Raw genomic sequence first — 23,902 nt, 5'->3', positions numbered from 1 at the left:
GCACGGCCCGGTCGCCGGGATGAGAGTCGCCGCTCCGCTCCGGCCGGAGATGCAACCGATCCGGGGCCGGTGACACGTCATATACGCAAGGGCCGGTCGGGGGACGGCGCGAAAACTCATCGAGCCTGGGGGTACTTCGTGACGTCTCATCGCCGCACGCGCTGGGGCACCACCGTCGCTTTGGCTGTTGCCTGCATGCTGGTGTGTGCGGTCGCGTTCGCCGGAGCGGTCGCCGTGCTGATGCCCAAGAAGGGACACCCCCGCCCCGTGGTGCCGGACGCCGCCCCGACGGTGACCACCTCACCGCGCGCGACCGCGGGCCGACCCACCGCTCCCCCGCCGCCGCCCAAGGTCGTTGCCACCGGCACCTATGAGTGCCCCGGCTACAGCGGGATCCAGGCGAAGATCCCGGTACCGCTGCTGATGGCAGACACATTCGCCTGGGGCGAGGATCCGCCGGCCAAGGTCGGCGACGGGTCCGGCGACATCGACTGGCGCTCGAACCCCTACCACAATTCGAGCTGGTACATGTGGTTCCATTCGCTGCGCTGGCTGGGACAGGGCATCATCGCGGGCCAGAACGGCGACCGCGCGGCCCTGACGCACTCGCTGGCGATCATCCACGACTGGGTGCGCGACAATCCGTACCCGTGGTCCGATGTCGGCGCCTCGGAGGCCACCATGCACCGGGCCAACGTGATGCTGTGCGCCCGACAGGCGGTGCTGACCGTCCTCCATGTCCGCACGCTGCCCGCGGAGTACTCCTGGCTGGATCAGTCACTGCTCGATCACGCCCAATTCATGACCGATCACTGGGACGGACCGTGGAACCACGGCACGGATCAGAGCATCGCGTTGTTCGGCGTCGGTTGCACCCTCGGGCGCCAGGACATCAAGGACCGCGCGCTCGAACGGCTGAACTCCGCGATCACCACCTCCATCGATCCGCAGGGCGCGATCAACGAGCAGTCGGTCGGCTACGGACTCTTCAACTACAGCCTCTGGGGTCGCGCATCCACTGCGTTGCAGCGCTGCGGGACCGATCCCGGTCCGGTGATCGAGCAACGACGTACGGCGTTGGCCGAATGGTTGGCACTGGCAACCAAGTCCACCGGCGAACTCCAGCAGCTCGGCGACACGATCAGGCAGACACCGCTGATCGTGACGGGAACACCACTCGAGTACGTCGGAACGCTCGGAAAACGTGGACCGATACCGCCGCGGCGGACCGCGGTCTTCGACGCGGGGTACGTCTTCGGCCGGACCGGCTGGGGTGAGACCAGGCCGTTCACGCAGGAATCGACGTACAGCATCCGATTCGGGAAGCCCAAACAGTTCCACGGTCACGACGACCACATGTCGATCACCTACACGTCGCACGGCAGTGACGTGCTGATCGACGCCGGGAACCCGGGCTACGACGCCGGCAAGTGGCGGGACTGGGCAACGAGCCAAGCCGCTCACAACGTGATGACGATCCCGTCCGCGAAGACCGCCCCGGTCGAAACCCGGTTGATGCGGGCCGCCATGGCACCGACGTCGGAGTACTACACGCTCATGGACAACCCGGCGCCGGACGTACAGCGGACCCGAGACGTGCTGGTGCTGAAGGACCCGGACCTGATCGTCACCTTGGACCGTGGTCAGTCCACCAGCTCACAGCGGTGGGAGACCTTGTGGCACCTGAACCCGAGCGCCAAGGTCAGCGTGCAGTCCCCGTCGACCGCGATCGCCGCCAAACCTGGTGACCCGAACAAGACCTACCTGCTGCAGATCCCCTATCGGCAGGAGCTGCCGGCCGACAGCGTCAGCGTCGTGACCGGCCGGCAGGATCCGGTCCAGGGCTGGTACTTCCCGGACATCTTCCACAAGGAGCCGGCCCCAGTGGTCACGTTCGGCCGGAACGGGACGAGCGCAACGATCCTGTCCGCCATCGTCCCGGCCGGCAAAGATGAAACAGTTGCCTTCAGCACCCACATGATCGGATCACTGTTCTTCGTCGATCTGACCATCGGCAAGCGCAAGGTGACCATCCGGGTCCAGCCCGACGGCCGGTTGACCCGCCTCGGCTGATCGCTGCTCCGACTGACCCTCAGCCAAACTCTGCAGCTCACGGGCCCTGTTGTACGCGTATCCGCACATCAGCGCGGGCTCAGGCGGATGACGGGGTACTCGCGGTCGGACTTGGTTTGGTACTTGGCGTAGCGAGGCTGGGCTGCGACGATCCGCTGCCACGCCTCGGCGCGGTCGGCGCCGGCCAGGGTGTGCGGGGTGACCGGCGTGGGCTTGCCGCCGCCGAGTTCGACAGTGGCCTGGTCGGGGCGGGACATCAGGTTGGCGTGCCAGTCGGGGTGGTGGCTGCCGCCGCCGGAGGCTACGACCAGCCAGCTCTCGCCGTCGGCGAACCACGCGAGCGGAGTGTCCCGCGGCTCGCCGGTGCGGCGGCCGACCGTGCTGAGGATCAAGACGTTCATGCCCATCAGCTGGCCACGACCACGCCTGATCTTTGCGCTGGTACGAGCGTTCATGGTCCGCTGCAACCATCGCGAGAGCTGTCCCGGGGTGCCGGGCTTCCGAATTTGCTTCTCTTGTGTCTTCATGTCCATCACGCTAGTGACGGACCACCCCGCGACGCTTCTCGATTCCTGACCAGTCACAGCGAGGGGTGCCGCGCTGTCTTGTCTAGGGATCTGACTTCTGGAGGTTGGAATGAGTGAGCATCCGGCGGCGCGGGACCACTGTCTCGGTCCGGCGCGGACAGTGGATCGGCCGACGGGTGGCGCGCGGTACGGTCGGATGTTCGCCGGCCTCGAACCGCTGGGCACCGGGCCCGAGGTGCTGATGCGCGCGGGCGGCGACGGCGGGATCTGCGACTCGGCCGCAGAGCTCGGCCGGCAGGGCGTCGGCGACGACGCGACCGAGGCGGCCGGCTGGCCGTTCTTCGGGCAACTGATCGCGCACGACATCACCGCGGACCGCTCTCCCATCACGGGCGGCGTCGATCCGGAGGCGTTGCGGAACGCGCGAACGCCGAAGCTCAACCTCGAGATCGTGTACTCCGACGGCCCGGTCGGCTCGCCGTACCTGTTCGACGTCGACGACCCGGCCAAGTTCCTGCTCGGCCCGGACGGGTACGACGTACCCCGGAACCAGCAAGGTGTCGCGTTGATCGGCGACCCGCGTAACGACGTGCATCTGTTCACGCTGACCCTGCATGTCGCGCTGCTGCGGGCGCACAATCGGATTGTCGATCACCTGCGGGCGAACGGCGTACCCGAGAGTGAGATCTTCGACCGCGCCCGCAGCACGCTCACCTGGCACTACCAGTGGATCGTCGTGCACGACTTCCTGCCGCGGCTGGTTGGACCGGAGTTGGTCGAGGAGATCCTGGCCAAGGGCGGTCAGTGGTACGCGCCGGAGCCGCTGCAGGCCTACATCCCGTTGGAGTTCGCGGACGCGGCGTACCGCTACGGTCACGGCCAGATCCGGGCCGGATACCGGCTCGTCGAGGGCGGTCCCGAGTTGCCGCTCTTCCCCGATCTGGTCGGCTTCGGACCGCAACCGGCCGGCCGCCGGCTCGACCTCGCACAGATCTTCGACGTACCCGGCCGGCCGCCGGCGCAGCGCGCGAAACGCCTCGACGGCAGACTCGCCGCGAGCCTGATCGGCCTCCCCGAGAAGGTCACGGGCGCGGTCGACACCGCCGCCTACCGATCCTTGGCGGTGCGGGACCTGTTGCGCGGCGACAGTACGGGTCTGCCGAGCGGCGAGGCGGTCGCGCGGGTCCTCGGCGTACCGCCGCTCGCCGTGGACGGCTGGCCGGACGGTACACCGTTGTGGTTCTACATCCTGAAGGAATCCGAGCACCTCGGCGACGGCGACCGGCTCGGTCCGGTCGGCGGGCGGATCGTCGCGGAGGTCCTGATCGGTCTGCTCCGCGCCGACCCGCACAGCTACCTCAGCCTCGAGCCCGACTGGGAGCCGACGCTCCCTGCATCTGGTCCGACCTTCGACCTGATCGATCTGCTCATTCCGGGCTTGACACCGACCGGGTCGCGCTGAGTGTCGCCAACTCGGCGGCGGTCGTGAAGGCCTCCCGGGGACGCTGGACCGACGCGAGCGAGACGATGTCGCGGCCGTAGAAGAACGCGGCCAGCCAGATCGCGAAGACGCGCACCTTGCGGTCCCAGGTCGGGACCGCAAGGACGTGATACCCACGATGCATGAGCCAGGCCGGCAATCCCTTGATGACGATCCGCCGGTACTGGAAGATCCCCTTGCCCAGCCCGAGCGTCGCCACCGCACCAAGGCTGTGATGCACGTAGTCCTTGGGCTCATGACCGCGCAACGACCGGACCAGGTTCTTCGCCAACAGCTTCCCTTGCCGTACGGCGTTCTGCGCGTTCGGCACCGTGTAAGCGCCAGGCGTCGGCGAGGCCAGGTCGGGCACGGCCGCATCGTCGCCCGCCGCCCACACATCAGGCAGCGGATCAGTATCCGTCCCCACGCGCAGATCGGCCCGGACCTGGATCAGCCCGCGGTCGGTGCGAGGCAGGTCGGTGAGGTTGCGCGCAAGCTGGGTCGCGGCGTTCCCGGCCGTCCAGACGATCAACTCGGACTCGAACGTCGAACCGTCCGACAGCTCGATGTGACCATCCTTGGCGGACTTCATCGTGCAGTTGAGGTGGACCTCGGCCCCGCGCTTCTCGAGCATCGACACCACCCATTGGCCCGGACCGTCGCTGACCTCGGGCAGAATCCGGCCGGTCGCCTCGACCAGGTGGAACGCGAGGTCGCTCGACGACAACTCCGGATAGACCTTCAGCAGCGCGGTCGCGAGCGACAACAGCTCGGCGAACCCTTCCACGCCGGAGAATCCACCGCCGACGAAGGTGACGGTCAACAAGCGACGCCGCCGCGGACCCGGCTCGAGCCCGGCGGCCTCGTCGAACGCGGTCAGCAACCGATCCCGAATCGCGACCGCCTCTTCGACGTGCTTCATCCCGATCGCCTGCTGAGCCACACCCGGTACGTCGAACGTCCGCGTCACCGCACCCGCGGTCACCACGAGTACGTCGTACTCGAGGGTGAAGTCGGCTCCGTCGGACGGATGGACGGTGACGGTCCGCTCGGCGTGCTTGATCGCGGTGACCGCGCCGGGCACGATCTTGGTCCGGTGCAGGTTCCGCCGCAGCGACACTCCCGCGTGCCGCGCCTCGACTGATCCGGAGACGACCTCGGGCAGGAACGGCTGGTACGTCATGTACGGCCGTGGGTCGACCACGACCACCTCGGCCTCACCCCGCCGGAGCTTCTTCTCCAGCCTCCACGCGGTGTAGAACCCGGCGTACCCACCACCGATCACCAGAATCCTGCGCACAATTCGCCCCTTCTCGGTCAACCCATCAGCTAAGACCACCCAGCCCGCCCGAATGTGACGTCTACGGCCCCAACTGCCCGCACGCGCTGCAGCCCAGCTTCGCGAAAACCCCCCGCAGAAGCCAGCCGCCGGTGCGCTGACTCAGGACTAGTGGGTCAGGACGCGATCTGGGCCGGGGCGACCATGGCTTGGAGCTCTTCGGCGGCCACGTTGGCGCCGAAGGGCTCGGTTCCCGGCTGGAGATGCTTGCCTTGGGCCAACGAACCGATCACGACGGCATCGAAGCCCAAGGCGTCCACGAACTCGGCAACCTGTGCAGCATCCGCGGGATCGCCGGCGACTGCTATCGCTTTACGATCGGGGGCTCCCGCGGGCCGCGCGCCCTCGTCCAGGTCGTGGTAGCCCATGTGGTTGAAGGCTTTCACGACGCGGGACGCCGGCAGAAAGTCCTGAACGATCTCGCTGGACGACGTCCGGGAATCCGTCAGGTCCTCGCGAGGACCGTCGATCTCCCACCAGTAGTTCATCGCGTCGATGACGAGCTTGCCGCGCAGGGCGTCGGCCGGGATCGTCCGGTACTTGCCCAACGGCAGCGCCAGGATCACGACATCGGCCTCCGCGACCGCCTCGGCCGCGGTCGTCGCGATCGCGCCAGGTGTCACGACCTCGACGATCAGCGCGATCTTCGAGACGTCACCGGATCCCGCGATCAGCACCCGATACCCGGCGGCCACAGCGAGCCGCGCGAGCACCGTGCCGACCTTGCCGGCGCCGAGAATCCCTACCGTGGTCACTTCTCCTCCGTGGCGAGGATGTCACGCACCATCGGGATCACCTTCGTGCCGTACAGCTCGACCGCCTTCATCCGGGCACTGACCGGCAACGGCCCACCGGAGTAGATCAGGTCGAACCGCCCGACCCCGAGCGTCTTCACCGCACCGGCGATCCGCCGCGCCACCGTCTCCGGCGAACCGACGTACATCGAACCGTGCAGTACCTCGGACTCGAACTCCTCCCGGCGAAGCGGCGGCCACCCACGCAGCGCCCCGATCCGGTCCCGCATCACCTTGTACGGCGGGTAGAAGATCTCCTTCGCCTCTTCGTCGGTGTCCGCGACGAACCCCGGCGAGTGCATCCCGACCGGATGCGCGACGGTGCCGAACTGCTCGGCCGCCCGCCGGTAGAGATCCAGGTACGACGCGAACCGGTCCGGCGCCCCACCGATGATCGCCAGCATCAACGGCAGCCCGTAGTACGCCGTCCGCACGACGGACTGCGGTGAGCCGCCGACCCCGACCCACGTCTTCAGGTGACCGGACTCGGTCTTCGGGTACACATCGGCGTTCTCCAGGGCGGCCCGCTTGGTGCCGCTCCAGGTCACCGGCTTCTCTTCGAGCAGTTGCGTGAACAGCTGCAACTTCTCCTCGAAGAGCACGTCGTAGTCGGCCAGGTCGTAGCCGAACAGCGGGAACGACTCGGTGAACGAGCCCCGCCCGAGGATGACCTCGGCCCGCCCGTTCGACAACGCGTCGACCGTCGAGAACCGCTGGAACACCCGGACCGGATCGTCCGAGCTGAGCACCGTCACCCCGGAGCCGAGCTTGATCCGCGACGTCCGCGCGGCGATCGCGGCCAGCACGGTCTCCGGCGAGGAGATCGAGAACTCCGGCCGGTGATGCTCGCCGAGCGCGATCGCGTCGACGCCCAGGTCGTCGGCCAGCACGGCCTCCTCGACCACCTGGCGGATCGCCGCCGCGTCCGAGACCGGCGCGCCGTCGTCGCCGACCGGGATGTCCCCGAAGGTGTCGAGCCCGAACTCGACCTCACCCACTGCCATGTCCGCTCCTTGTTCGTGCTTCCAGGTCAATTCTAGGTTGACATGTCAACGCGAACGGCAGGGGGGTTCATTCCCGGGCGGCGGGCCGCACACTCCAGTGCCGGAGCTTGTCCGGGTTCAGCACGATCCAGACCGCGGCCACCTTCGCCCCGGTGACGGTCAGGCTGACCACGGCCACGACCTCATCGGCCCGGCGCAGTACGACGCCGGCCTGCCCGTTCACCGCTTCGACGGCCCACGTCGTACCGGGTTGCTGAATCAGCAGGTCGGCCAGACAGCGAGCGACGGCATCGGCACCTCGGACCGGCCGCAGGGAGGCCCTCACCTTGCCGCCGCCGTCACTGACCACGACCGCTTCGGGAACGAGCATCCTTCGCACTGCGCCGATGCTGCCGGCGCCACACACCGTCGCGAACTGACGGACAACCGCCTCGTGACCCCGCCTCATACGAACCTCCAGCTGGGTCAAGCGGGCACTGCGGTGAGTTTCGCGGGGTTCATGATCATCAGCACCTCGTCGATGCCCTCGTCCGAGGCGGTGACCGTACAGACGGCGAACAGCTCGCCGTCGCGCCGCAGCAGCGCGACCGTCTGGCCGTTTGCCATGGCGAACTCGATGTCGACATCGACCCAGAAGCGATCGTGGAACGCCCGGTAGTACTTCGCGACTCGACTCTGACCGACCACTGGGAACCGCGACGTGTGCGCCATCCCACCGCCGTCGGTGTAGTGGATCGCGTCCTTGGCCAGCAGGGACTCGAGTTGGGCGAGATTACCGGACCGGGCCGCCACCAGGAATGCTTGGAGCAGTTTGCTCTGCTGCGTCCCACTGATCTCGTTGCGGCGTTCGGCCCGGATCCGCTTCCGCGCGCGGCTGACGAGCTGCCGCACCGCCGGCTCGGTCGACTGCAGGATCGCCGCCAGCTCGTCGTACGGGTAGTCGAACGCCTCCCGCAGGATGTACGCGGCGCGCTCGGTCGGGGTGAGCCGTTCCAGCACGAGGAGTACGGCGAAGCTCAAGGCCTCGCCGCGCTCCGCGCCGAGCAACGGATCGGCGCTGGTGTCGACCGGCTCGGGCAGCCACGGGCCGATGTAGGTCTCGCGACGGGCCCGCGCGGACTGGCTCACGTTGATCGCGAGCCGGGTGACCGCGGTCGACAGGTAGGCGACCGGGCTGACGACCGTACTGCGATCGCTGGCCTGCCACCGCAACCAGACCTCCTGGACCAGGTCCTCGGCCTCGCTGTGACTGCCCAGCATCCGGTACGCGATCCCCATCAGGCGCGGACGCACCTGCGTGAAGATCGCCAGCGCCTCGTCGAGGTCGCCGGCCGGCCCGGTCTCCACCATCTGCACCACCCGTCTGTCAGCCCGAGAATACGGGCGTCTCGCCCTCCGGACCGCGATCATTGTCCAGCGCCTCGTTCATTTCTGCTGCGCGTACCACTCGTCGTAGTGCTGCTCGCCCAGCGTGGCCGGGCCGACCGGGACCAGGCTGCGCTCGGACAGTTCGGACCCGAAGTACTTGGCGTGCTCGTCGGTCACGACCTCGCGGGGATCGTTGCGCTCGGCAAGGGCCTTGCGGAAGAACTCGTCCATCCGGAACTCGTCCGGCCCGGCGATGTCGACCCGCGCGTTCAGCGGCTCGCCGACCGCGGTCCGGCCGAGGAACGTCGCGACGTCGTCGCCGGCGATCGGCTGCCAGGCGACCGGCGCGATGTGCACCTGCGTGCCCTGGGTGGACGAGTCCGCGGTCGGCGTGACGAACTCGAAGAACTGGGTCGCGTGGACCAGCGAGTACGGGATGCCGGATCCCTTGATCAGCTCTTCCTGGGCGATCTTGGCGGCGAAGTACCCGTTCTCGGGCATCCGCTCGGTCCCCACGATCGAGATCCCGACGTGGTGCCGGACGCCGGCCTTCGCCTCGGCAGCGAGCACGTTGCCGGTCGAGGTCTTGAAGAACTCCATCACGGCGTGCGTCTCGAACGACGGCGAGTTCGACACGTCGATGACCACATCCGCACCCTGCAGGACGTCGTCCAGGCCCTCGCCGGTCAAGGTGTTCACGCCGGTACTCGGCGCGGCCGGCACCGCTTCGTGCCCGTGCGCCCCGAGCTTGGACACCAGCTTCGATCCGATCAAGCCGGTGCCGCCGATCACGACGATCTTCATCGCAGAACCCTTTCGTTGCCGACGGCAGCTCTTGCCGCCCGTTACCAGGTATGACCGGACACCCCTCGGCCTTGTGACAGCCCGCCCGCCTGAGTCGGCGTGGGCTCGTGGCACGGGAGCGTCAGGCAGTAAGGCCCGAGAACGTGGTCAGCGTGGAGCGAACGGCGTCTGCCATGGTGGCGCCTTCCGGAGCGCTCAGCCAGCGCGCGAAGGCCACCCTGAAGACAGCGATTCCGGTTTCCGCCGCCAGCGCCGCGACCTCCGGGTCAACGCCGCGGGCGCGCAACGCATCGGCGAAGGCGGCGGTCAGCGAGGCCATCTTGATCAGCTCGCGCTCCTGGAGCTCGGGCGTTGCGTCGATCACGACCTGACGCTGGCGCGAGAACTCCCGGCGAACAAGACCGAACAGATCGCCGGACGCGAGCAAGCCTGCGGTGACGGCCTCCATCGGTGTCGCCGACGCCGGCGCCGCGGTCAGGCCGGCGACCATGTACTTCTCGAGCTCTCCGGCGCCCTGGAACAACACTTCCTTCTTGTCCGCGAAGTGCCGGAAGAAGGTCCGCGCGGTCACACCGGCGCGGTCGGCGATCTCGGCGACGGTGGTGTTGTCGTACCCGCGCTCGACGTACAGCTCCATCGCCGCGGTGCGCAACCGGTCCGTCGCGCCTGGTTCCCACCGTGCCATACGATGATCCTAACTGATGTCATTGACTGACATCGGTGTGCGAGGCACTCTAGTGATGTCACTCAATGACATCACCGAGAGGAACTTGCATCATGCGCGTATTCATCACCGGAGCCTCCGGACATATGGGCTCGGGGATCGTCCCCGAACTGCTCGCCAACGGGCACTCCGTCACCGGCCTGGCTCGGTCCGACGCGTCAGCCGCACGGCTGACCGAGTGGGGCGCCGACGTGGTCCGGGGCGAGCTGGACGACCTCGACACCCTGCAGGACGCGGCCGCGGCAGCCGATGGCGTCGTCCACCTGGCGTTCCGGCACGACGCGATGTCGGCCGGAGATCTGGCCGGTGCCGCGGAAACCGACCTGACCGCGCTGCGGGCGATCGGCGACGCTCTCGCGGGCAGCGACAAGCCGCTCGTCAGTACGTCGGGGACCGGCACGATCGCCCTGGCGAACCTCGGCCGGACCGGCACCGAAGCCGACGTCCTGCCGAGTGGTTACCGGATCGACGCGGAGAATTTCGTCATCGAACTGGCGGCCAAGGGCGTCCGCTCCTCGGTCGTCCGGCTGCCACCGATCACCCACAGCACGCTCGACCATCATGGTTTCGCGCCGAGCCTGATCGGGTTCGCGAGGACGAACGGGTTCTCGGCGTACATCGGCGACGGCACGAACCACTGGCCGTCGGTCCACACCGTCGACGCGGCCCGGCTGTACCGGCTCGCGCTCGAGTCCGCGCCGGCCGGCACCCGGCTGCACGCGGTCGCCGAGGAGGGCATCGAGTTCCGCCGGATCGCCGAGGCGATCGGTCGCAAGCTCGACCTGCCGGCGCGTTCGGTCGAGCCGGACGAGGCCGCCGAGTACATCGGCTTCCTCGCCCGGTTCGCCGTGATGGACAACCCGGTCTCCGCAGCCCGGACCACCCAGTTGCTCGATTGGCACCCGACGCACCCGGGGCTGCTCGACGAGCTCGCAGAGGATTTCTACTTCACACTGTGAGGACGGGAGCGATCGTCTTCGAGCGAGCTCCCTCGTAGGCAGCCAGGAGGATGCCCAGTACGGCGATGCCCTCTTCCTCGGTGTGGATCGGGCGCGTCGTACCGATGAGCGAGTCGGCGAAGTGGCCGATCTCGGCGACGAAGGTGTCGACCGGTTCGAGCTCGAAGGTCTCGGTCTGGCCCGATCGCAGCCGGTACGACAACGACGTACCGTCACTGGTGAGTGAGCCGAGCTCGCCGACCACGGAGAACCGCTCGGTCCCGTCGGCCGGCTGATAGGCCCAACTGGTCACCATCTGCCCGACAACGCCATTGTCGAAGCGGATCAGGACCTGCGCGGAATCCTCGCCCTCCATGAACTTCAACCGGTGCGTGGAGAGCATCGAGGTGGCCTCGACCGGCAGCCCGCCGGCGAGGTGCAGCAGCAGATAGGTGGGGTGGTACCCGGTGTCGATGAGCTCGCCACCACCACTGGTCTTGCTGCTCGCGCGCCAGCCCATCGAGCTCGGATCGAAGTCGTTGAAGAAGCTGTCCGTCGTACGGACCTCGTAGACCGTGCCGATGGTCCCGGCGACGAGCAGCTCCTTGGCCTTCGCCACGGCCGGCATGAACAGCTGATTGTGCGCGCACATCAGCGTGACGCCGCTCGTGGCGACCGCCTTACGAACATCCGCCGCTTCCTCCGCCGACAGGCAGAGCGGCTTCTCGCACAGGACGTGCTTGCCGGCCTCGGCAGCCGCGACGATCGCATCCCGGTGCAGGTGATGCGGCAGGCAGATGTCGACCGCGTCCAGTTCCTCGGACGCGAGCATCTCGCGATAATCCGTGTACGGCGTGGCGCCCAGCTCCTCGCCGCGCTTCTTCGCCGTCTCCTCGACAGCGTCCGCGACCGCCGTCACGCCGATCTTGTCGGCATGGACCTGGTACCCGTTGATGTGCGCCGACGCAATTCCGCCGGCTCCGATCAGTCCAACCTTGAGCATGACTGTCTCCTCAGCTGTAGGCGACGGTGCTGCCGGTCTTAGCGGCCTCGTTCGCCGCCACGACCAGCCGGGTCAACTCGACCGCGCGCGAGATGTTGTCGTCCGCCCGCGTCCCGTTGGTGATGTGATCGACCCACTGCGCGAACGCGTCCGGGCCGTGCTCCGGGACGTCCACCTGCTCGCCGTTCACCAACAAGACGTTGCCCGCGTCGGTGTAGGTGAGCGTCCCGTCGGTGCCGAACAGCTCGATCGTGAACGGGTTGTTGCTCGCGAACCCGGCCTCGATCACGCCGACCTTCTGGTCCGGGTAGCCGACGACCACGACGGCGTTGTCCTCCAGACCGCGCTCGGCGATCGAGCGGTACGTCGCACCGACCGTGTCCGGCTGTGCGCCGAGGAAGAGCTGGGTCAGGTAGACGGGGTGGCAGCCGAGATCGGTCAGCGCGCCACCGATCGCGGTCGTTGGCTCGAAGAACCGCTGCGGCAGCCAGCCCGCGACGCCGTCGCGCGGGATCGCGCCGTCGTGCGAGAGCCGGACGCGGCCGTACGTGATCGTGCCCAGCGTCCCGTCCTCGATCACCTCGCTGATCGCCTGGGTGTAGCCGTGGTAGAGCCGCGGCAGCGACACCGTCAGCTTGACGCCTGCCTCGTCCGTCGCGGCGACGATCTCCTCGGCCTCGGCGACCGTCGGCGCGAGCACCTTCTCGGTGAAGATGTGCTTACCGGCCCGGGCCGCCTTGAGCATGATGTCGCGGTGAGCGTTCGTGGGCGTGGTGATCACGACCCCGTCGAGGTCGTCACGGGCCAGCAGAGCGTCGAGATCGCCGGCGAATTCCACGCCGAACTGATCCGCTCCACCCTGGCCGCGATCGGCGTCGTCGTCCCAGACCGCGACGAGCTCGGTGCCGGGGTGTTGCTGGGCGTCCCGCGAGTAGTCACCGGCATGCACGTGCCAGAAGCTGAGGGTCGCGATCTTGAGCGGGTTGGACACCATGGTCCTCCTCATTCGGAAACGTTTCGGGTCGACCGCCGGACCACGGTACAACGTTGTCATCCTCGTGTGCAGCCCTTCGCGCGTCGAGTGAGACGCCGGCCCTATAGTTATTCGGGAGTCCAGCGTTAATGGAGGTACGACGTGAGCGACGAGACGGCTGGTGGTGATCTGTCGCGGCTGCGGCAACTGAACGCGGTCAGCGTGTTGCGCGCACTGCGGGCGGACCAGCCGTTGACTTTGACCGAGCTGTCGAAGCGGACAGGACTGTCGCGGGCATCGACCGAGGACGTGGCGCGGGATCTGCTCGGGCGAGGGTGGGTGACCGAGGTGGCACCGGCGGCGGGGACTGTCGGGCGTCCGGCGCGGCGATACCGGTTCCACGCGGAGGCGGGACGGCTGCTCGGGGTAGACATCGGTGGTCACAAGGTGCTTGCCCTCGTCACCGATCTCGAAGGTGAAGTGCTGCACCAGTCCCGGATCGCGGTCTCGCCCGAACTCGGCCGTCGCGAGCGCCTCGCCGTACTCGACGACTGTGTTGCTACCGCCTTGGCGGGGGCCGGCGTCGAGGCCGGCCGGATCTGGTCCACGGGAGTCGCGACGACCGGGCTCGTCGACGGCACCGGCAAGGTCATGCTGTCGGACTCATTGCCCGAGTGGACCGGAGTCGACCTGGCTGCTCACTTGCGGCGGCTCGTCGCCGGGCCGGTCCGGGTCGAGAACGACTGCAAACTTGCTGCCCTCGCCGAGAGCTGGCGGGGAGTCGCGCGCTACGCCAAGGATGTGGTCTTCCTGCTGGCCGGGCTGCGGACCGGCGCAGGGCTGATCATCGACGGGAAACTGCACCGCGGCTTCGCCAACTGGTCCGGCGAGATCGGCGCCCTTCCGGCGGCCGGTTGGCTCCGAGCTCCGGACCACCTGCGCAACTGGCTCACCTCCAGCGCCGGGTCGCTCGGCTCTGATGACGGCGTGGAGCGGGTGTTCCTGGCCGCTCGGGACGGGGAACGGGAGGCCGTCCGCGCCGTTCGTGGCTACGCCCGGGACATCGCGATCGGCGCGTCCGCGCTGGTACTCACACTCGATCCCGAGGTCGTGGTGATCGGCGGCGGTTTCTCGCGGTCGGCCGACGTACTGGTCGAGCCGCTCCGCCGTGAGCTGGATCGGTGGTGTCTGCGCACTCCGGAGATCAGGGTCTCGGCCTTCGGGGACCTGGGGGTCGCGTTCGGCGCCGTCCGGCTCGCGCTCGAGCAGGTCGACTCGAGCCTGTACAACGGCGCCGACCTCTCCAGCTCCACGCTCTTCCGTGGCGCCTGAGGCCTTGACATAGTTTTCCTGGACTCCATGATTATTGTGATCACCTGCCCAGATCACCGTCAGCTAGGAGACCCTGATGAGACGGCTCGGCACTGCCCTCGCGTCGCTCGCGCTGTTCTTGCCGGCGCAGGCGGCTCTGGCCCACACCACTCCCCCGCCGACCACCCGCACCTACACCACCTCCGACGAGGTGATCGCCAACCAGGAGCGTGGCTTCTACCACCACGCCGAGACGCACTACTACGCCGACAACTCCGGCTACGTCCCGCTCGACGTGACCAAGCTGCGCACCTTCCGGACGCAGGAGCACATCACCCAGATCCTCCGGCTCTTCTACCTGGAGAAGTTCTCGAAGCAGGACGTGATCGACAAGCACTACCTCGACCTGATGGAGGCCGACTTCCGCACCGCCCGCGCGGCCGGGGTGAAGCTGATCGTCCGGTTCGCCTATGCATTACCAGGCGAGGGCTGGCCACCACCAACGCCGTACGGCGACGCCCCGGTGTCCCGCGTGGTCAAGCAGATCAAGCAGCTGACTCCGATCCTGCGCGAGAACGCCGACATGATCGCGGTCGTCCAGTCCGGCTTCATCGGCCTGTGGGGTGAGGGCTACTACACCGACTACTTCTCGAATCCCACCGACCCGAGCCAGGTGTCGGACCAGAACTGGGCCGACCGCAAGGCCGTGATTGACGCGCTGCTGAAGGCCCTGCCGAAGGACAAGATGGTCCAGGTGCGGACGCCGTACATGAAGCAGCGGATGTACGACGTACCGACCGGGACTGCGGGCGGGCTCACCGCCCAGCAGGCCTACAACGGGTCCGCGGTGGCGCGAATCGGGCAGCACAACGACTGCTTCCTGGCCAGTACGGACGACTTCGGCACGTATCTCAGCGATCCGATCGAGCTCGACAAGGATTTCGTTGCCCAGGACACCAATTACGTGCCGGAAGGCGGCGAGACCTGCGGTGTCGACGCGCCCCGCTCGGAGTGGCCGTCGGCCTCGGCCGAGATGGCCCGGCTGCACTTCTCGTTCCTGAACATCGAGTACCACCCGGATGTGCTGGCGAGCTGGGGCGACAACCTCACCATCGCCAAGCAGAAGCTCGGCTACCGCTTTGCCCTGACCCAGAGCACGGTCAGCCAGCAGCACGGCACAGTCCAGGTCAAACTGCAGCTCCGCAACGACGGATGGGCAGCGCCCTACAACCCACGCCAGGTGCAGCTGATCTTCCAGAGCGCCAAGCACACCTACAAGGTAAACGTCCCCGCCGACCCACGCCGCTGGGGAGCCGGTACGACGACCACCCTCAACCTCACCGTCCCCGCGCCACCCGCGCCCGGCACCTACAAGCTCCTCCTCAACATCGCCGACCCAAAACTGCAGTCCCAGGCCCACCTACCCGGCTCCACCGAGACCTACAACGCCGTCTACGCCATCCGCCTGGCCAACAACAACACCTGGCAACCCACTACGGGCTACAACGACCTCAGCCAGACAGTCACTGTCCGGTAGGCGGTTGGGCCCGGACCTGGTTCCGGGCCCAACTGTCAGGCGGCGTGTTTGTGGGCTGCTAGGGCGACCAGGAGTTCGGCGACGGCGCGGGGGTCGCTCAGGGAGCGGCCGGTGCGTTCTTCGAGGCGGCGGAGGCGGTAGCGGACGGTGTTGGGGTGGCAGTACAAGAGAGCGGCGGCCTCGGCGGCCGAGCGGTTGTGGGCGGCCCAGGCCTCTAGCGTGTCGAGGAGTACGCAGCGATCGTCCTCGGGCAGGCCGTCGAGACCGCCTAAGACAGCCTGTACGACGCCACGGCGGGCGTCCGGATCCGCGACCGCGATCATGGTCAACGGCGCGCGGTCGAAGACGGTGACCCGTTCCGCGTCGGTCGTCGCGCGCAATGCGATGCGGGCCAGCCGGAGCGCGTGCTCGATCTCATCGGCCGACGAGCACTGCGGACTCACACCGACACCACCATTCGCGATCCGGCGCAGGAGCTCGATCACGCGGTCGCCATGCGCCGTACTCAAGGAGATCACCCCGATGAGCAGTCCGGGCAGCTCCTGCCAGGCAGAGCTCACTCGCAATGCCTGTAAGCGGTCCTGGACGTTCGGCAACGCGGATTCCGGTGCAGCGGTGACAGCGAGGAAGGCGCCGGCTTCGGGCAGCACGGCAGCTAGTTGCCGGAGGCTACCGTTCAGAATCATCGTGTCCAGAGTCATGGCAACCTCGCCAAAGCCGCGCGGGCTGCGTTGTAGCCGCACATCCCGTGCGCGCCCGCGCCGGGTGGTGTCGCGGCCGAGCAGAGGTAAACCCCAGGTACGCCGAGGCTGTAAGGATTCAGCGTCACCCGCGGTCGGAAGATCAGCTGACGCGCGGTGTTCGCACCGGTGACCACATCCCCGCCGACATAGTTGGCGTTGCGCTTCTCCAGTTGCTCGGTCGACTCGATGTGCCGGTCCACGATCAGGTCGCGGAAGCCGGGAGCGAACCGTTCGATCTGCGACTCGATCAGCAGGGTCGCATCGCCCTTGAACCCACTGGGCACATGGGCGTAGGCATACAGCGGACGAAGGTTGCCCGAGGCACGGGACGGATCGGCCAGGTACTGCTGACCGACCAGCACATACGGCCGGTCAGGCATTCCGCCCGACACCACGTCCCGCTCGGCCCGGGCCAACTCCGCGAAGTCCCCGACGACGTGGACCGTGCCGGCCCGCCGCGACGGTTCGTGCGTCCACGGCACCTCACCGGACAGCGCGAAGTCGACCTTGAACGACCCAGGCCCGTGCCGGTACTGGAACAGCGCCCGCCGGATCCGCGCCGGCATCCTCGATCCCACGATCCGTACGGCGGCACCCGGTGCGACATCGAGCAGGACGACATCCGCATCGCCCAGCTCGTCCAGCGATTCGACCCGAACGTTGGTCTCGACCTTCCCGCCGTACTCCTCGAGCGCGGCGACCATCGCCCGACTGATCGCCCCCGACCCACCCTCGGCCACGGGCCAGCCGTACGCGTGCGCCGCCGTACCGAGGGCCACGCCGATCGCCGACGAGAACGGCGCCGACAGCGGCCGCAACGCATGCGCCGCCACACCTCCGAAGAGCGCCTGCGCCTCGGCCGTCGACCACCCCTTCGCCAGCGTCGCCGCCGGCATGGCGGACAGCGCACCGAACCGAGCCATCGCGAACGGATGCGAAGGCATCCGTACGACGGGACGCAGGAAGTCCGACGTGATCCGGCCGAACTGCTTGGTCAGCGGACCGAACACCTGCTCCCACCGCTTCCCGTCACGCCCCAACAACTCGGCCGTCTCCGCGACCGACCGCAGTACGGCGGCGCCCCGGCCACCATCGAGTGGATGCGAGTACTGCACCTCGGGCCACCGCCAGGTCAGGCCGAAGCGGCTCAGGTTGAACTGTCGGGAGAAGGGAGTATCGACCGCCAGCGGGTGAAACCCCGAGCACTCGTCGTGGATCAATCCGGGCACTGTGAGCTCGCTGCTGCGGGTCCCGCCACCAGGACGGTCGGCGGCCTCCAGCACTTGAACCTCCACCCCGGCCTTGGCCAGCGTGAGCGCGGCGGCCAGGCCGTTCGGTCCGCTGCCGACGATGATCGCTTTCGTCATGACGCACCCGCCGTACTCGAGCGCGGGTAGCGGATCCGCTCGTAGCCGTCCAGCCGCCATTCGACATTCAGCCCGATCGGGCCGTTCGGCAGCCAGGGCTGCTCGGCGACGGCGTCGGAGACCAGGTAGGTCCCGCGCTCGACGATCCCGAGGGCCGCATCGATCACGACGTACCGCTGGAAGTTCTTGTGCACCGGCTGGGATTCGATCCAGGCGACGATGAACTCACCCGGCGCGAAGTCGCAGCGCTTCTGGATCGAGGCGATGAACTTGTGGTCGTGCAGGTGCCCGTCACCGAAGTTGAAGCCCACGATGCAGTTCGTCATGAACTCACCTTCGCGGATCGCGTAGTGATTGAGGTCGTCGCCGAGCTGATCGATCAGGATCGAGTTCAGCGCACGTCCCTGACTGTGCAGCGACCGCCAGCCCTGCACCTGGTACAGCGCGAGCTCGGCGGCGTCCCGGCTGCCGAGCAGTTCGGCGACCTGGTCCACGACCATCGGCGCCGGCTTGACCAGCTTGTCGTTCAGCTTCTGCTCCGCACCCGGGGCGAGTGCCCACGTCGCGGAGGCCCAGTTGCCGGCGTACTGACGCATCGACGGCAGGAAGGAGACCAGGTCCGGCCGCAGGTTGCCCAGCACCGGGAAGAGCAGTAGTCCGATGACCGTGACGGCCAGCAGCCAGGGGGTCATGTCTGCCAGACCGAACCCGTCCCAGTTCGGGTTGCCGAGGAAGAGGAACGCCGCGGCGAACGCGAACAGGATGTTCCACTCCAGCGGTACGGCCAGCGGGAACGTCGAGGTGATGAAGAGATGGAAGCAGATCATCACCACGGCCGCGATGATGGTCACGGTCTTGTTGGTCGAGAACAGCAACGTCAGCGGTACGACGATCTCGACGAACGTACCGCCCACGTGGGCGAGCAGATTGCCGCTGTGCGACGGCCGCAGATCGTTCGGGAAGTTCGCATAGTTCGCACGCTTCATCGCCTTCAACGGGACCCAGGGCGTGTTACTGACCATCGGCGGCACGACCATGCCGAAATGCTTGCCGAACTTGGAGAATCCCGCACCCACCCAGACCGCCACGATCAGCAGCTTCAACGCGACGATCATGTCGACACCGCCGTACAGGGCGAAGAATGCGATCGCGGGCAGATACTGCTCACCGCGAGCCTGCAGGAAGAACACCTTGTCCCGGAGGCCGAGCACGATCAGGAGCACACCAAGTGCTCCCATCAAGGCCGGGGACACGCGCCCGCCTTCGAAGCCGTGTGCGGTCAGGGCGGCGTCATCCACGGACGGCAGGGCCAGCGACAACACCAGGGTGACGAGGACCGCGACGTACAGGACGACATCGACGGGCGTACGGCGATCGCCCTCGGTCAACGGAACTGCCCACGGTGGCTGGCGGATCGTGTCGACGCGCGCGTACGTGCGCCACCCGCCCGTGAAGGGTTTGAAGTGGCCGGCCAGTGGACCCCACGAGCCCGCGACACCGAGTGCCTCGAGCAGGACGGTCCACAGGATGAACTTCTGGTAGAGCAGCGGCTCGGTCCAGAACCCGCCCGGATGGAACGGGTTGAACCCTGAGGTCAGCGTGCCGACGAGGTAGCCGCCGAGGGCGTAGAAGAAGACCAGCTTGAGCGCGTAGATGACGTAGAAGATCTTCGGCGACCCGAAGCCGTTTTCGGCCCAGTAGCGCGACAGGATCTTGATCCGCTCCAGGTACGGCACGTCGTAGACCTGCTCGGGAGCCAGCGGGGGGACGGACGGTGTGGTGAAAGGCATGACGAGGCTCCTTTACGAGAGCGACTTGCGGATGGCGGGCTTGTCGTGTTTGCCGACCGGGTTCTTCGGGATCGACGTGACCAGGTGGATCGCGACCGGGACCTTGATCTTGGTGAGCCTGGTCCGGCACAGCTCGAGCAGCTCGTCGACGGTGACGGACTGATCCGGGTACGTCGCGACCACGGCGACCGGGACTTCGCCGTACACGGGATGCGGGGCACCGACGACGGCCACCTCGAGGACGGCCGGATGACCGTGCAGGACGGTCTCGATCTCCTTGGGGTAGATGTTCTCGCCGCCGCGGATGATCATGTCCTTGATCCGGTCGACGATGCGCAGATAGCCGTCGGCGTCGAGGATGCCGACGTCGCCGGTGTGCAGCCAGCCGTCGCCCAGCGCGTCCGCGGTCGCCTCGGGCCGGTTCAGGTAGCCCTGCATGACGTTGGCGCCCTGGATCACGATCTCGCCGCGTTCGCCGGTGGGGACCAGGTCGCCGTTCGGCGCCATGATCGCGACCTGCTGGCCGGGTAGCGCGACGCCGACCGTGCCGGGCTTGCGCTCGCCGTCGAACGGGTTGGCCGTCGAGGCGCAGGTGCCTTCGGTGAGGCCGTAGCCCTCGATCAGTCCGATGCCGAACCGCTTCTCGGTCGCGGCGAGCAGCTCGGTCGAGGCCGGCGCCGCGCCGCAGATCGCGAACCGGATCGAGGAGGTGTCGGCCACGACGTCCTCGGGTTGCGACACGAGGTGGGAGTAGATCGTCGGGACTGCGGAGAAGTACGTCGGCCGGTACTGCTCGATCGCGGCGAGGAACTCGATCGGCTGGAATCGTTGCAGTACCGTCAGCTGCCCGCCGACCGCGATCGGGGTGAGGAAGCTGATGCAGATCGCGTTCACGTGGAACAGCGGCAGGATCAGCAGGCAGTGGTCCGCGCCGGTGATCTTCAGGTGCTCGGCCATCATCGCGGCCATCGCGCCGATGTTCCCGTGGCTGAGCATCACGCCCTTGGGGCGGCCGGTCGAGCCACTGGTGTAGATCAGCAGCGCGAGGTGACCGGGTTCAGTAGCCGGCTCCGGGAGTTCTTGATCGTGGCGGCGGGTACGGCGGAGATCGTCGACGGAGATGCTCGGACGGCCGCCGTTCGGGGCATCCGGTCCGGCGTTCACCACGACCACGGCGTCCGCGTCGTTGATCTGGTAGTCGGCCTCGTGCGCGGTGAACATCGGGTTGATCGGCGTCGCCGCCGCACCCAGGCGCCACGCGGCGACCAGTACGACCAGGAGTTCGACCCGGTTCGGCAGCATCACCGCGACCACCGAGCCCGTGCGTACGCCGTACCCGGCGAGTTGCTCGGCGACGGCGTCGGCCCAGGTACCGAAGTCGGCGTAGGTCAGGTCCTGGCGGGCGTCGCGGATGGCGGGAAGGTCATCCCACTCCGCCGGACGCTGCCACGGGAGATAGTCGAGGTTGCTCACAATGTCCTCCGATCGGGGTTGCCTCGACGGTAGGAATTCGCGGCGTGCCGGGCACTGTGCTGCGGGCACGAAGCTGTCGGCGACGTTCGTACTCGCGAGCCGACTGGCGCCCTCGGCGAGCTGACGGTCGCGCTCGGGCGAGCTGACGGTCGCGCACGGCGAGCTGACGGGCGCGCTCGGCGAGCTGACAGCCGGGTCGCTCGGGCGCACAATCGGTCCAGAGGAGGCACGCCGATGGGTGCTGACACGCTGCAGGAGGCCGCGACCGCGCGGGTGACCGCGCTCGCGACCCAGATGGGCGCGGAGCTGCCCAACCTGACCGGGACGCTGCACAAGGTGCTGGCCGAGACGATCCAGGAGCTCCAGGGCGACCAGTTCATCGTCGACATGCTCGGCGTGAGCATCGAGAGCAACCTCGAGACGATCGCGCACATCATGCGGTACGGCATCCAGCTCAACGAGGTCGCGACACCGCCCGCGGCGGAGGAGTACGCGCGCAGGCTGGCCCAGCGCGGGGTCGCGCCGATCGCGCTGGTCCGTGCGTACCGGCTCGGTCAGCAGGAGGTGCTCGACTGGGCCTTCACCGAACTGGCACACGACCCCGATCAGGCGGTTGCCCTCGCGGCCGGCCGGATCCTCGTCGACACCACCTTCCGCTACATCGACATGATCTCCGAGCAGGTGGTCGACGCCTACGAGACCGAGCGGGTGCGCTGGCTGGCGAACCGGAACACGGTGCGGCAGGCGATGATCGAGGAGCTGCTGCGCGGGGACCCGGTCGACCTGGCCACGGCCGAGGGTGCGCTCAGCTACCGCCTCCGCCAGAACCACGTCGGCGTCGTGCTCTGGAGTACGGCGAAGTCGCCCGGCGACGAGGACCTCCGTCAGCTCGAACGCTTGCTGCAGCAGGCCGCCACAGACGCCGGTTGCTCAGGGCAACCACTCTTCGTGCCGCGGGACCGGTCGTCGGGGTGGGGCTGGATCCCCCTCGGGCGCGGCCGGGCCGAGGTCGCCGTACAGGGTGATGCAGACGGGAGCCACTGGGTCGCGATCGGATCACCGGCGGCGGGAGCGGACGGGTTCCGGGTCACCCACCTGGAGGCGGTGCGGGCTCAACAGGTGGCACTGGCCGGGAAAGATCAGGGGCAGCGGGTGACGGCGTTCACCGATCCCCAGGTGCGGACAGCGGCGATGATGGCCGCCGATCTCGAAGGGACCCGGCGGCTGGTCCGGAAGGCACTCGGACCGCTCGCGGCCGACACCGAGGCGGCCGCGCGACTGCGGGAGACGCTGCAGGTGTTCCTGGCCGAGAAGGGCAGCTATCTGGCCACTGCTGAGCGGATCCATTTGCACAAGAACACTGTGAAGTACCGCGTCGACAAGGCATTGGAGGAACGAGGCCGGCCGCTGGACGACGAGCGCCTGGAACTGGAGCTGGCGCTCGTCGCCTGCAGATGGCTGGCCGGTTCGGTCCTGATGCCCGACGCACCCTGATTCAGCCGTGCTTGCGGACGAGAATCCGCAGGCCGACCATCGGGACACTAAGGGCAATGCACAGGGTGGGAATCAGAAAAGCAATCATCGGAATTTCCTTCCAGGTAAGGCCGGGACTGGCGATACCAAGAGATTCGCACCCCAACCCCCACCCATTCCTGTCCCACCAACCCGAACTTCCCCCCACCTCCTGTGCCCCCCGCACAAATCAGACCCGCTCCGCAGCGTGCGGTCTCCCACGCACAACAGACACCGCTCCACGGCGGCTCGCTTGTTTCTGCCTCCAGCGGGTGCGCGAACTGTCGTTCCAGCCTCCTGCGGTTCGCGCGAAGGACGTGCGTGGTGCGCAAACTGCCCGTCCGCGCCCACCCGGTTCGCGCCGACGACTGTGGTGGCGCGGCCTCCGGCCTGCGTGCGCGCCCGCGGGACAGGGATGTGGTGCAGGGTGCATCGGACACCGCTACGCGGCGACTCCCTTGTCGCCGCCTCCGGCGGGGCGCGAACTGCCGTCCCGCCGCTCGTCTGGTGTGCGCGGAGGGGACTGTGGTGGCGCGGTCTCCGGGCTGCGTGATCGTGCCAGTCGCGGCGGCGTGCCTCAAGGGCGCCTTCGGCGTCGCTGCGCGATCTTCGACCCTTGACCCACACCACCCCGACCAGGGAAGGACGCAGCTATCCCGGAGCCGCTCACCCGAGTGGTCGCGTTCTGGGTGTGATCACGGCGGCCGACCGTGGTCAGGCTGACGAGCCGGGTCCGGGCGGGACCCCGGCGTGTTCACGATGATGGCTGTGGTGAGGCTGCCGGGCCTGTCTGGGTGGGACACCGGTGTGCTCACGGGGGTGGATCGCGATCAGTTGACGGCCCGGGGTGCCGCTGGGCACACCTGGAACCGGTTGGCCGATGAAGTCGTGGAGTTGCCCGGCCGGGGTGGTCTCCAGCTCACGGGTTATCCCATGAGCTTGTCCCTTCCCCCACCGGAATTTCACGCCAGAACCGACAAACTCATGGGACAACCCCGGAGATCACAGCCCAAGAGCGGGATGGATCCGGGTGGGTCTCGGGATGTGGTCGGGTTTGTCCGGGTGGCGGGATTGGCCTGGCAGGGAAGAGGGCCGGGAGGATCTCCTACCCGCAACGGGAAGAGATCCACCCCAGCCCGCGA

General features: G+C 67.9%; 20 protein-coding genes. 6 read left to right on the top strand and 14 right to left on the bottom strand.

Going from position 1 to position 23,902, the window contains the following annotated elements:
• The first annotated feature begins 138 nt into the window (after nt 1-138).
• Nucleotides 139-2,073: a heparinase II/III domain-containing protein gene (locus tag ACWF4Z_RS22380; protein ID WP_452245051.1), complete on the top strand. Its 1,935-nt coding sequence runs from the start codon at nt 139-141 to the stop codon at nt 2,071-2,073.
• A 68-nt stretch (nt 2,074-2,141) separates the two neighbouring features.
• Here the strand turns inward: ACWF4Z_RS22380 and ACWF4Z_RS22375 are convergent, their stop codons facing one another.
• Nucleotides 2,142-2,600 (bottom strand): nitroreductase family deazaflavin-dependent oxidoreductase, encoded by a 459-nt coding sequence (locus ACWF4Z_RS22375; protein ID WP_452245050.1) that lies wholly within the window; start codon nt 2,598-2,600, stop codon nt 2,142-2,144.
• Nucleotides 2,601-2,709: 109 nt separating this feature from the next.
• Here ACWF4Z_RS22375 and ACWF4Z_RS22370 point away from each other — a divergent pair, with 109 nt between their 5' ends.
• Nucleotides 2,710-4,062, top strand: coding sequence for a peroxidase family protein (locus ACWF4Z_RS22370; RefSeq protein ID WP_452245049.1), 1,353 nt, complete (start codon nt 2,710-2,712; stop codon nt 4,060-4,062).
• On the opposite strand, the gene ACWF4Z_RS22365 is transcribed toward ACWF4Z_RS22370, so the two are convergent.
• From ACWF4Z_RS22365 to ACWF4Z_RS22335, 7 genes are all read right to left on the bottom strand, one after another.
• Nucleotides 4,028-5,380 (bottom strand): NAD(P)/FAD-dependent oxidoreductase, encoded by a 1,353-nt coding sequence (locus ACWF4Z_RS22365; RefSeq protein WP_452245048.1) that lies wholly within the window; start codon nt 5,378-5,380, stop codon nt 4,028-4,030. The two genes, ACWF4Z_RS22370 and ACWF4Z_RS22365, sit on opposite strands and share 35 nt — an antisense overlap.
• Before the next feature lie 155 nt (nt 5,381-5,535).
• Complete coding sequence (locus tag ACWF4Z_RS22360; protein WP_452245047.1) at nt 5,536-6,174, bottom strand: NADPH-dependent F420 reductase; 639 nt, start codon at nt 6,172-6,174, stop codon at nt 5,536-5,538.
• On the bottom strand, nt 6,171-7,217 hold the full coding sequence (locus tag ACWF4Z_RS22355) for an LLM class flavin-dependent oxidoreductase (RefSeq protein WP_452245046.1): 1,047 nt from the start codon (nt 7,215-7,217) through the stop codon (nt 6,171-6,173). The genes ACWF4Z_RS22360 and ACWF4Z_RS22355 overlap by 4 nt, the downstream gene beginning before the upstream one ends.
• Before the next feature lie 67 nt (nt 7,218-7,284).
• Nucleotides 7,285-7,665, bottom strand: coding sequence for a hypothetical protein (locus tag ACWF4Z_RS22350; RefSeq protein WP_452245045.1), 381 nt, complete (start codon nt 7,663-7,665; stop codon nt 7,285-7,287).
• A gap of 17 nt (nt 7,666-7,682) precedes the next feature.
• The gene (locus tag ACWF4Z_RS22345; RefSeq protein WP_452245044.1) at nt 7,683-8,567 is read right to left on the bottom strand and encodes an RNA polymerase sigma-70 factor; all 885 of its coding nucleotides are present in this window, start codon (nt 8,565-8,567) and stop codon (nt 7,683-7,685) included.
• Between the two features lie 75 nt (nt 8,568-8,642).
• Nucleotides 8,643-9,389 (bottom strand): SDR family oxidoreductase, encoded by a 747-nt coding sequence (locus tag ACWF4Z_RS22340; RefSeq protein ID WP_452245043.1) that lies wholly within the window; start codon nt 9,387-9,389, stop codon nt 8,643-8,645.
• A 121-nt stretch (nt 9,390-9,510) separates the two neighbouring features.
• Nucleotides 9,511-10,074 carry a TetR/AcrR family transcriptional regulator gene (locus tag ACWF4Z_RS22335; RefSeq protein WP_452245042.1) on the bottom strand — a complete coding sequence of 188 codons (564 nt, stop codon included), beginning with the start codon at nt 10,072-10,074 and terminating at the stop codon, nt 9,511-9,513.
• Between the two features lie 92 nt (nt 10,075-10,166).
• On the opposite strand from ACWF4Z_RS22335, the gene ACWF4Z_RS22330 reads away from it, so the two are divergent.
• Nucleotides 10,167-11,072 carry an SDR family oxidoreductase gene (locus ACWF4Z_RS22330; protein ID WP_452245041.1) on the top strand — a complete coding sequence of 302 codons (906 nt, stop codon included), beginning with the start codon at nt 10,167-10,169 and terminating at the stop codon, nt 11,070-11,072.
• Here ACWF4Z_RS22330 and ACWF4Z_RS22325 read toward each other — a convergent pair.
• Both ACWF4Z_RS22325 and ACWF4Z_RS22320 read right to left on the bottom strand, forming a co-directional pair.
• Nucleotides 11,062-12,054: a Gfo/Idh/MocA family protein gene (locus tag ACWF4Z_RS22325; RefSeq protein WP_452245040.1), complete on the bottom strand. Its 993-nt coding sequence runs from the start codon at nt 12,052-12,054 to the stop codon at nt 11,062-11,064. The two genes, ACWF4Z_RS22330 and ACWF4Z_RS22325, sit on opposite strands and share 11 nt — an antisense overlap.
• 10 nt (nt 12,055-12,064) lie before the next feature.
• Nucleotides 12,065-13,060 (bottom strand): Gfo/Idh/MocA family protein, encoded by a 996-nt coding sequence (locus tag ACWF4Z_RS22320; protein WP_452245039.1) that lies wholly within the window; start codon nt 13,058-13,060, stop codon nt 12,065-12,067.
• Between the two features lie 129 nt (nt 13,061-13,189).
• Here ACWF4Z_RS22320 and ACWF4Z_RS22315 point away from each other — a divergent pair, with 129 nt between their 5' ends.
• Complete coding sequence (locus ACWF4Z_RS22315) at nt 13,190-14,359, top strand: ROK family protein (protein WP_452245038.1); 1,170 nt, start codon at nt 13,190-13,192, stop codon at nt 14,357-14,359.
• A 76-nt stretch (nt 14,360-14,435) separates the two neighbouring features.
• Nucleotides 14,436-15,875: a DUF4832 domain-containing protein gene (locus tag ACWF4Z_RS22310; protein ID WP_452245037.1), complete on the top strand. Its 1,440-nt coding sequence runs from the start codon at nt 14,436-14,438 to the stop codon at nt 15,873-15,875.
• A gap of 35 nt (nt 15,876-15,910) precedes the next feature.
• On the opposite strand, the gene ACWF4Z_RS22305 is transcribed toward ACWF4Z_RS22310, so the two are convergent.
• The 4 genes from ACWF4Z_RS22305 to ACWF4Z_RS22290 are packed head-to-tail and all read right to left on the bottom strand — an operon-like array spanning nt 15,911 to nt 21,248.
• Nucleotides 15,911-16,561 carry a helix-turn-helix domain-containing protein gene (locus ACWF4Z_RS22305; protein WP_452245036.1) on the bottom strand — a complete coding sequence of 217 codons (651 nt, stop codon included), beginning with the start codon at nt 16,559-16,561 and terminating at the stop codon, nt 15,911-15,913.
• Between the two features lie 11 nt (nt 16,562-16,572).
• On the bottom strand, nt 16,573-17,985 hold the full coding sequence (locus tag ACWF4Z_RS22300; protein WP_452245035.1) for a phytoene desaturase family protein: 1,413 nt from the start codon (nt 17,983-17,985) through the stop codon (nt 16,573-16,575).
• Nucleotides 17,982-19,775, bottom strand: a complete 1,794-nt coding sequence (locus ACWF4Z_RS22295) for a DUF3556 domain-containing protein (RefSeq protein ID WP_452245034.1) — start codon at nt 19,773-19,775, stop codon at nt 17,982-17,984. Before ACWF4Z_RS22295 ends, ACWF4Z_RS22300 begins: the two co-directional genes overlap by 4 nt.
• A 12-nt stretch (nt 19,776-19,787) precedes the next feature.
• On the bottom strand, nt 19,788-21,248 hold the full coding sequence (locus ACWF4Z_RS22290; RefSeq protein WP_452245033.1) for a class I adenylate-forming enzyme family protein: 1,461 nt from the start codon (nt 21,246-21,248) through the stop codon (nt 19,788-19,790).
• 234 nt (nt 21,249-21,482) lie between these two features.
• Between ACWF4Z_RS22290 and ACWF4Z_RS22285 the strand changes: the two genes are divergently transcribed.
• Complete coding sequence (locus ACWF4Z_RS22285; RefSeq protein WP_452245032.1) at nt 21,483-22,742, top strand: PucR family transcriptional regulator; 1,260 nt, start codon at nt 21,483-21,485, stop codon at nt 22,740-22,742.
• Nucleotides 22,743-23,902 lie beyond the last annotated feature (1,160 nt).

Source organism: Kribbella sp. NPDC055071, assembly GCF_053608045.1.
This window is presented reverse-complemented; position numbering and strand designations above follow the sequence as displayed.

Bases quoted from the DNA above. Each gene is read 5' to 3' on its own strand.
- ACWF4Z_RS22375 (WP_452245050.1), bottom strand. From the start codon at position 2,600: ATGAAGACACAAGAGAAGCAAATTCGGAAGCCCGGCACCCCGGGACAG.
- ACWF4Z_RS22370 (WP_452245049.1), top strand. From the start codon at position 2,710: ATGAGTGAGCATCCGGCGGCGCGGGACCACTGTCTCGGTCCGGCGCGG.
- ACWF4Z_RS22355 (WP_452245046.1), bottom strand. From the start codon at position 7,217: ATGGCAGTGGGTGAGGTCGAGTTCGGGCTCGACACCTTCGGGGACATC.
- ACWF4Z_RS22350 (WP_452245045.1), bottom strand. From the start codon at position 7,665: ATGAGGCGGGGTCACGAGGCGGTTGTCCGTCAGTTCGCGACGGTGTGT.
- ACWF4Z_RS22345 (WP_452245044.1), bottom strand. From the start codon at position 8,567: ATGGTGGAGACCGGGCCGGCCGGCGACCTCGACGAGGCGCTGGCGATC.
- ACWF4Z_RS22340 (WP_452245043.1), bottom strand. From the start codon at position 9,389: ATGAAGATCGTCGTGATCGGCGGCACCGGCTTGATCGGATCGAAGCTG.
- ACWF4Z_RS22335 (WP_452245042.1), bottom strand. From the start codon at position 10,074: ATGGCACGGTGGGAACCAGGCGCGACGGACCGGTTGCGCACCGCGGCG.
- ACWF4Z_RS22330 (WP_452245041.1), top strand. From the start codon at position 10,167: ATGCGCGTATTCATCACCGGAGCCTCCGGACATATGGGCTCGGGGATC.
- ACWF4Z_RS22325 (WP_452245040.1), bottom strand. From the start codon at position 12,054: ATGCTCAAGGTTGGACTGATCGGAGCCGGCGGAATTGCGTCGGCGCAC.
- ACWF4Z_RS22320 (WP_452245039.1), bottom strand. From the start codon at position 13,060: ATGAGGAGGACCATGGTGTCCAACCCGCTCAAGATCGCGACCCTCAGC.
- ACWF4Z_RS22310 (WP_452245037.1), top strand. From the start codon at position 14,436: ATGAGACGGCTCGGCACTGCCCTCGCGTCGCTCGCGCTGTTCTTGCCG.
- ACWF4Z_RS22305 (WP_452245036.1), bottom strand. From the start codon at position 16,561: ATGATTCTGAACGGTAGCCTCCGGCAACTAGCTGCCGTGCTGCCCGAA.
- ACWF4Z_RS22300 (WP_452245035.1), bottom strand. From the start codon at position 17,985: ATGACGAAAGCGATCATCGTCGGCAGCGGACCGAACGGCCTGGCCGCC.
- ACWF4Z_RS22295 (WP_452245034.1), bottom strand. From the start codon at position 19,775: ATGCCTTTCACCACACCGTCCGTCCCCCCGCTGGCTCCCGAGCAGGTC.
- ACWF4Z_RS22285 (WP_452245032.1), top strand. From the start codon at position 21,483: ATGGGTGCTGACACGCTGCAGGAGGCCGCGACCGCGCGGGTGACCGCG.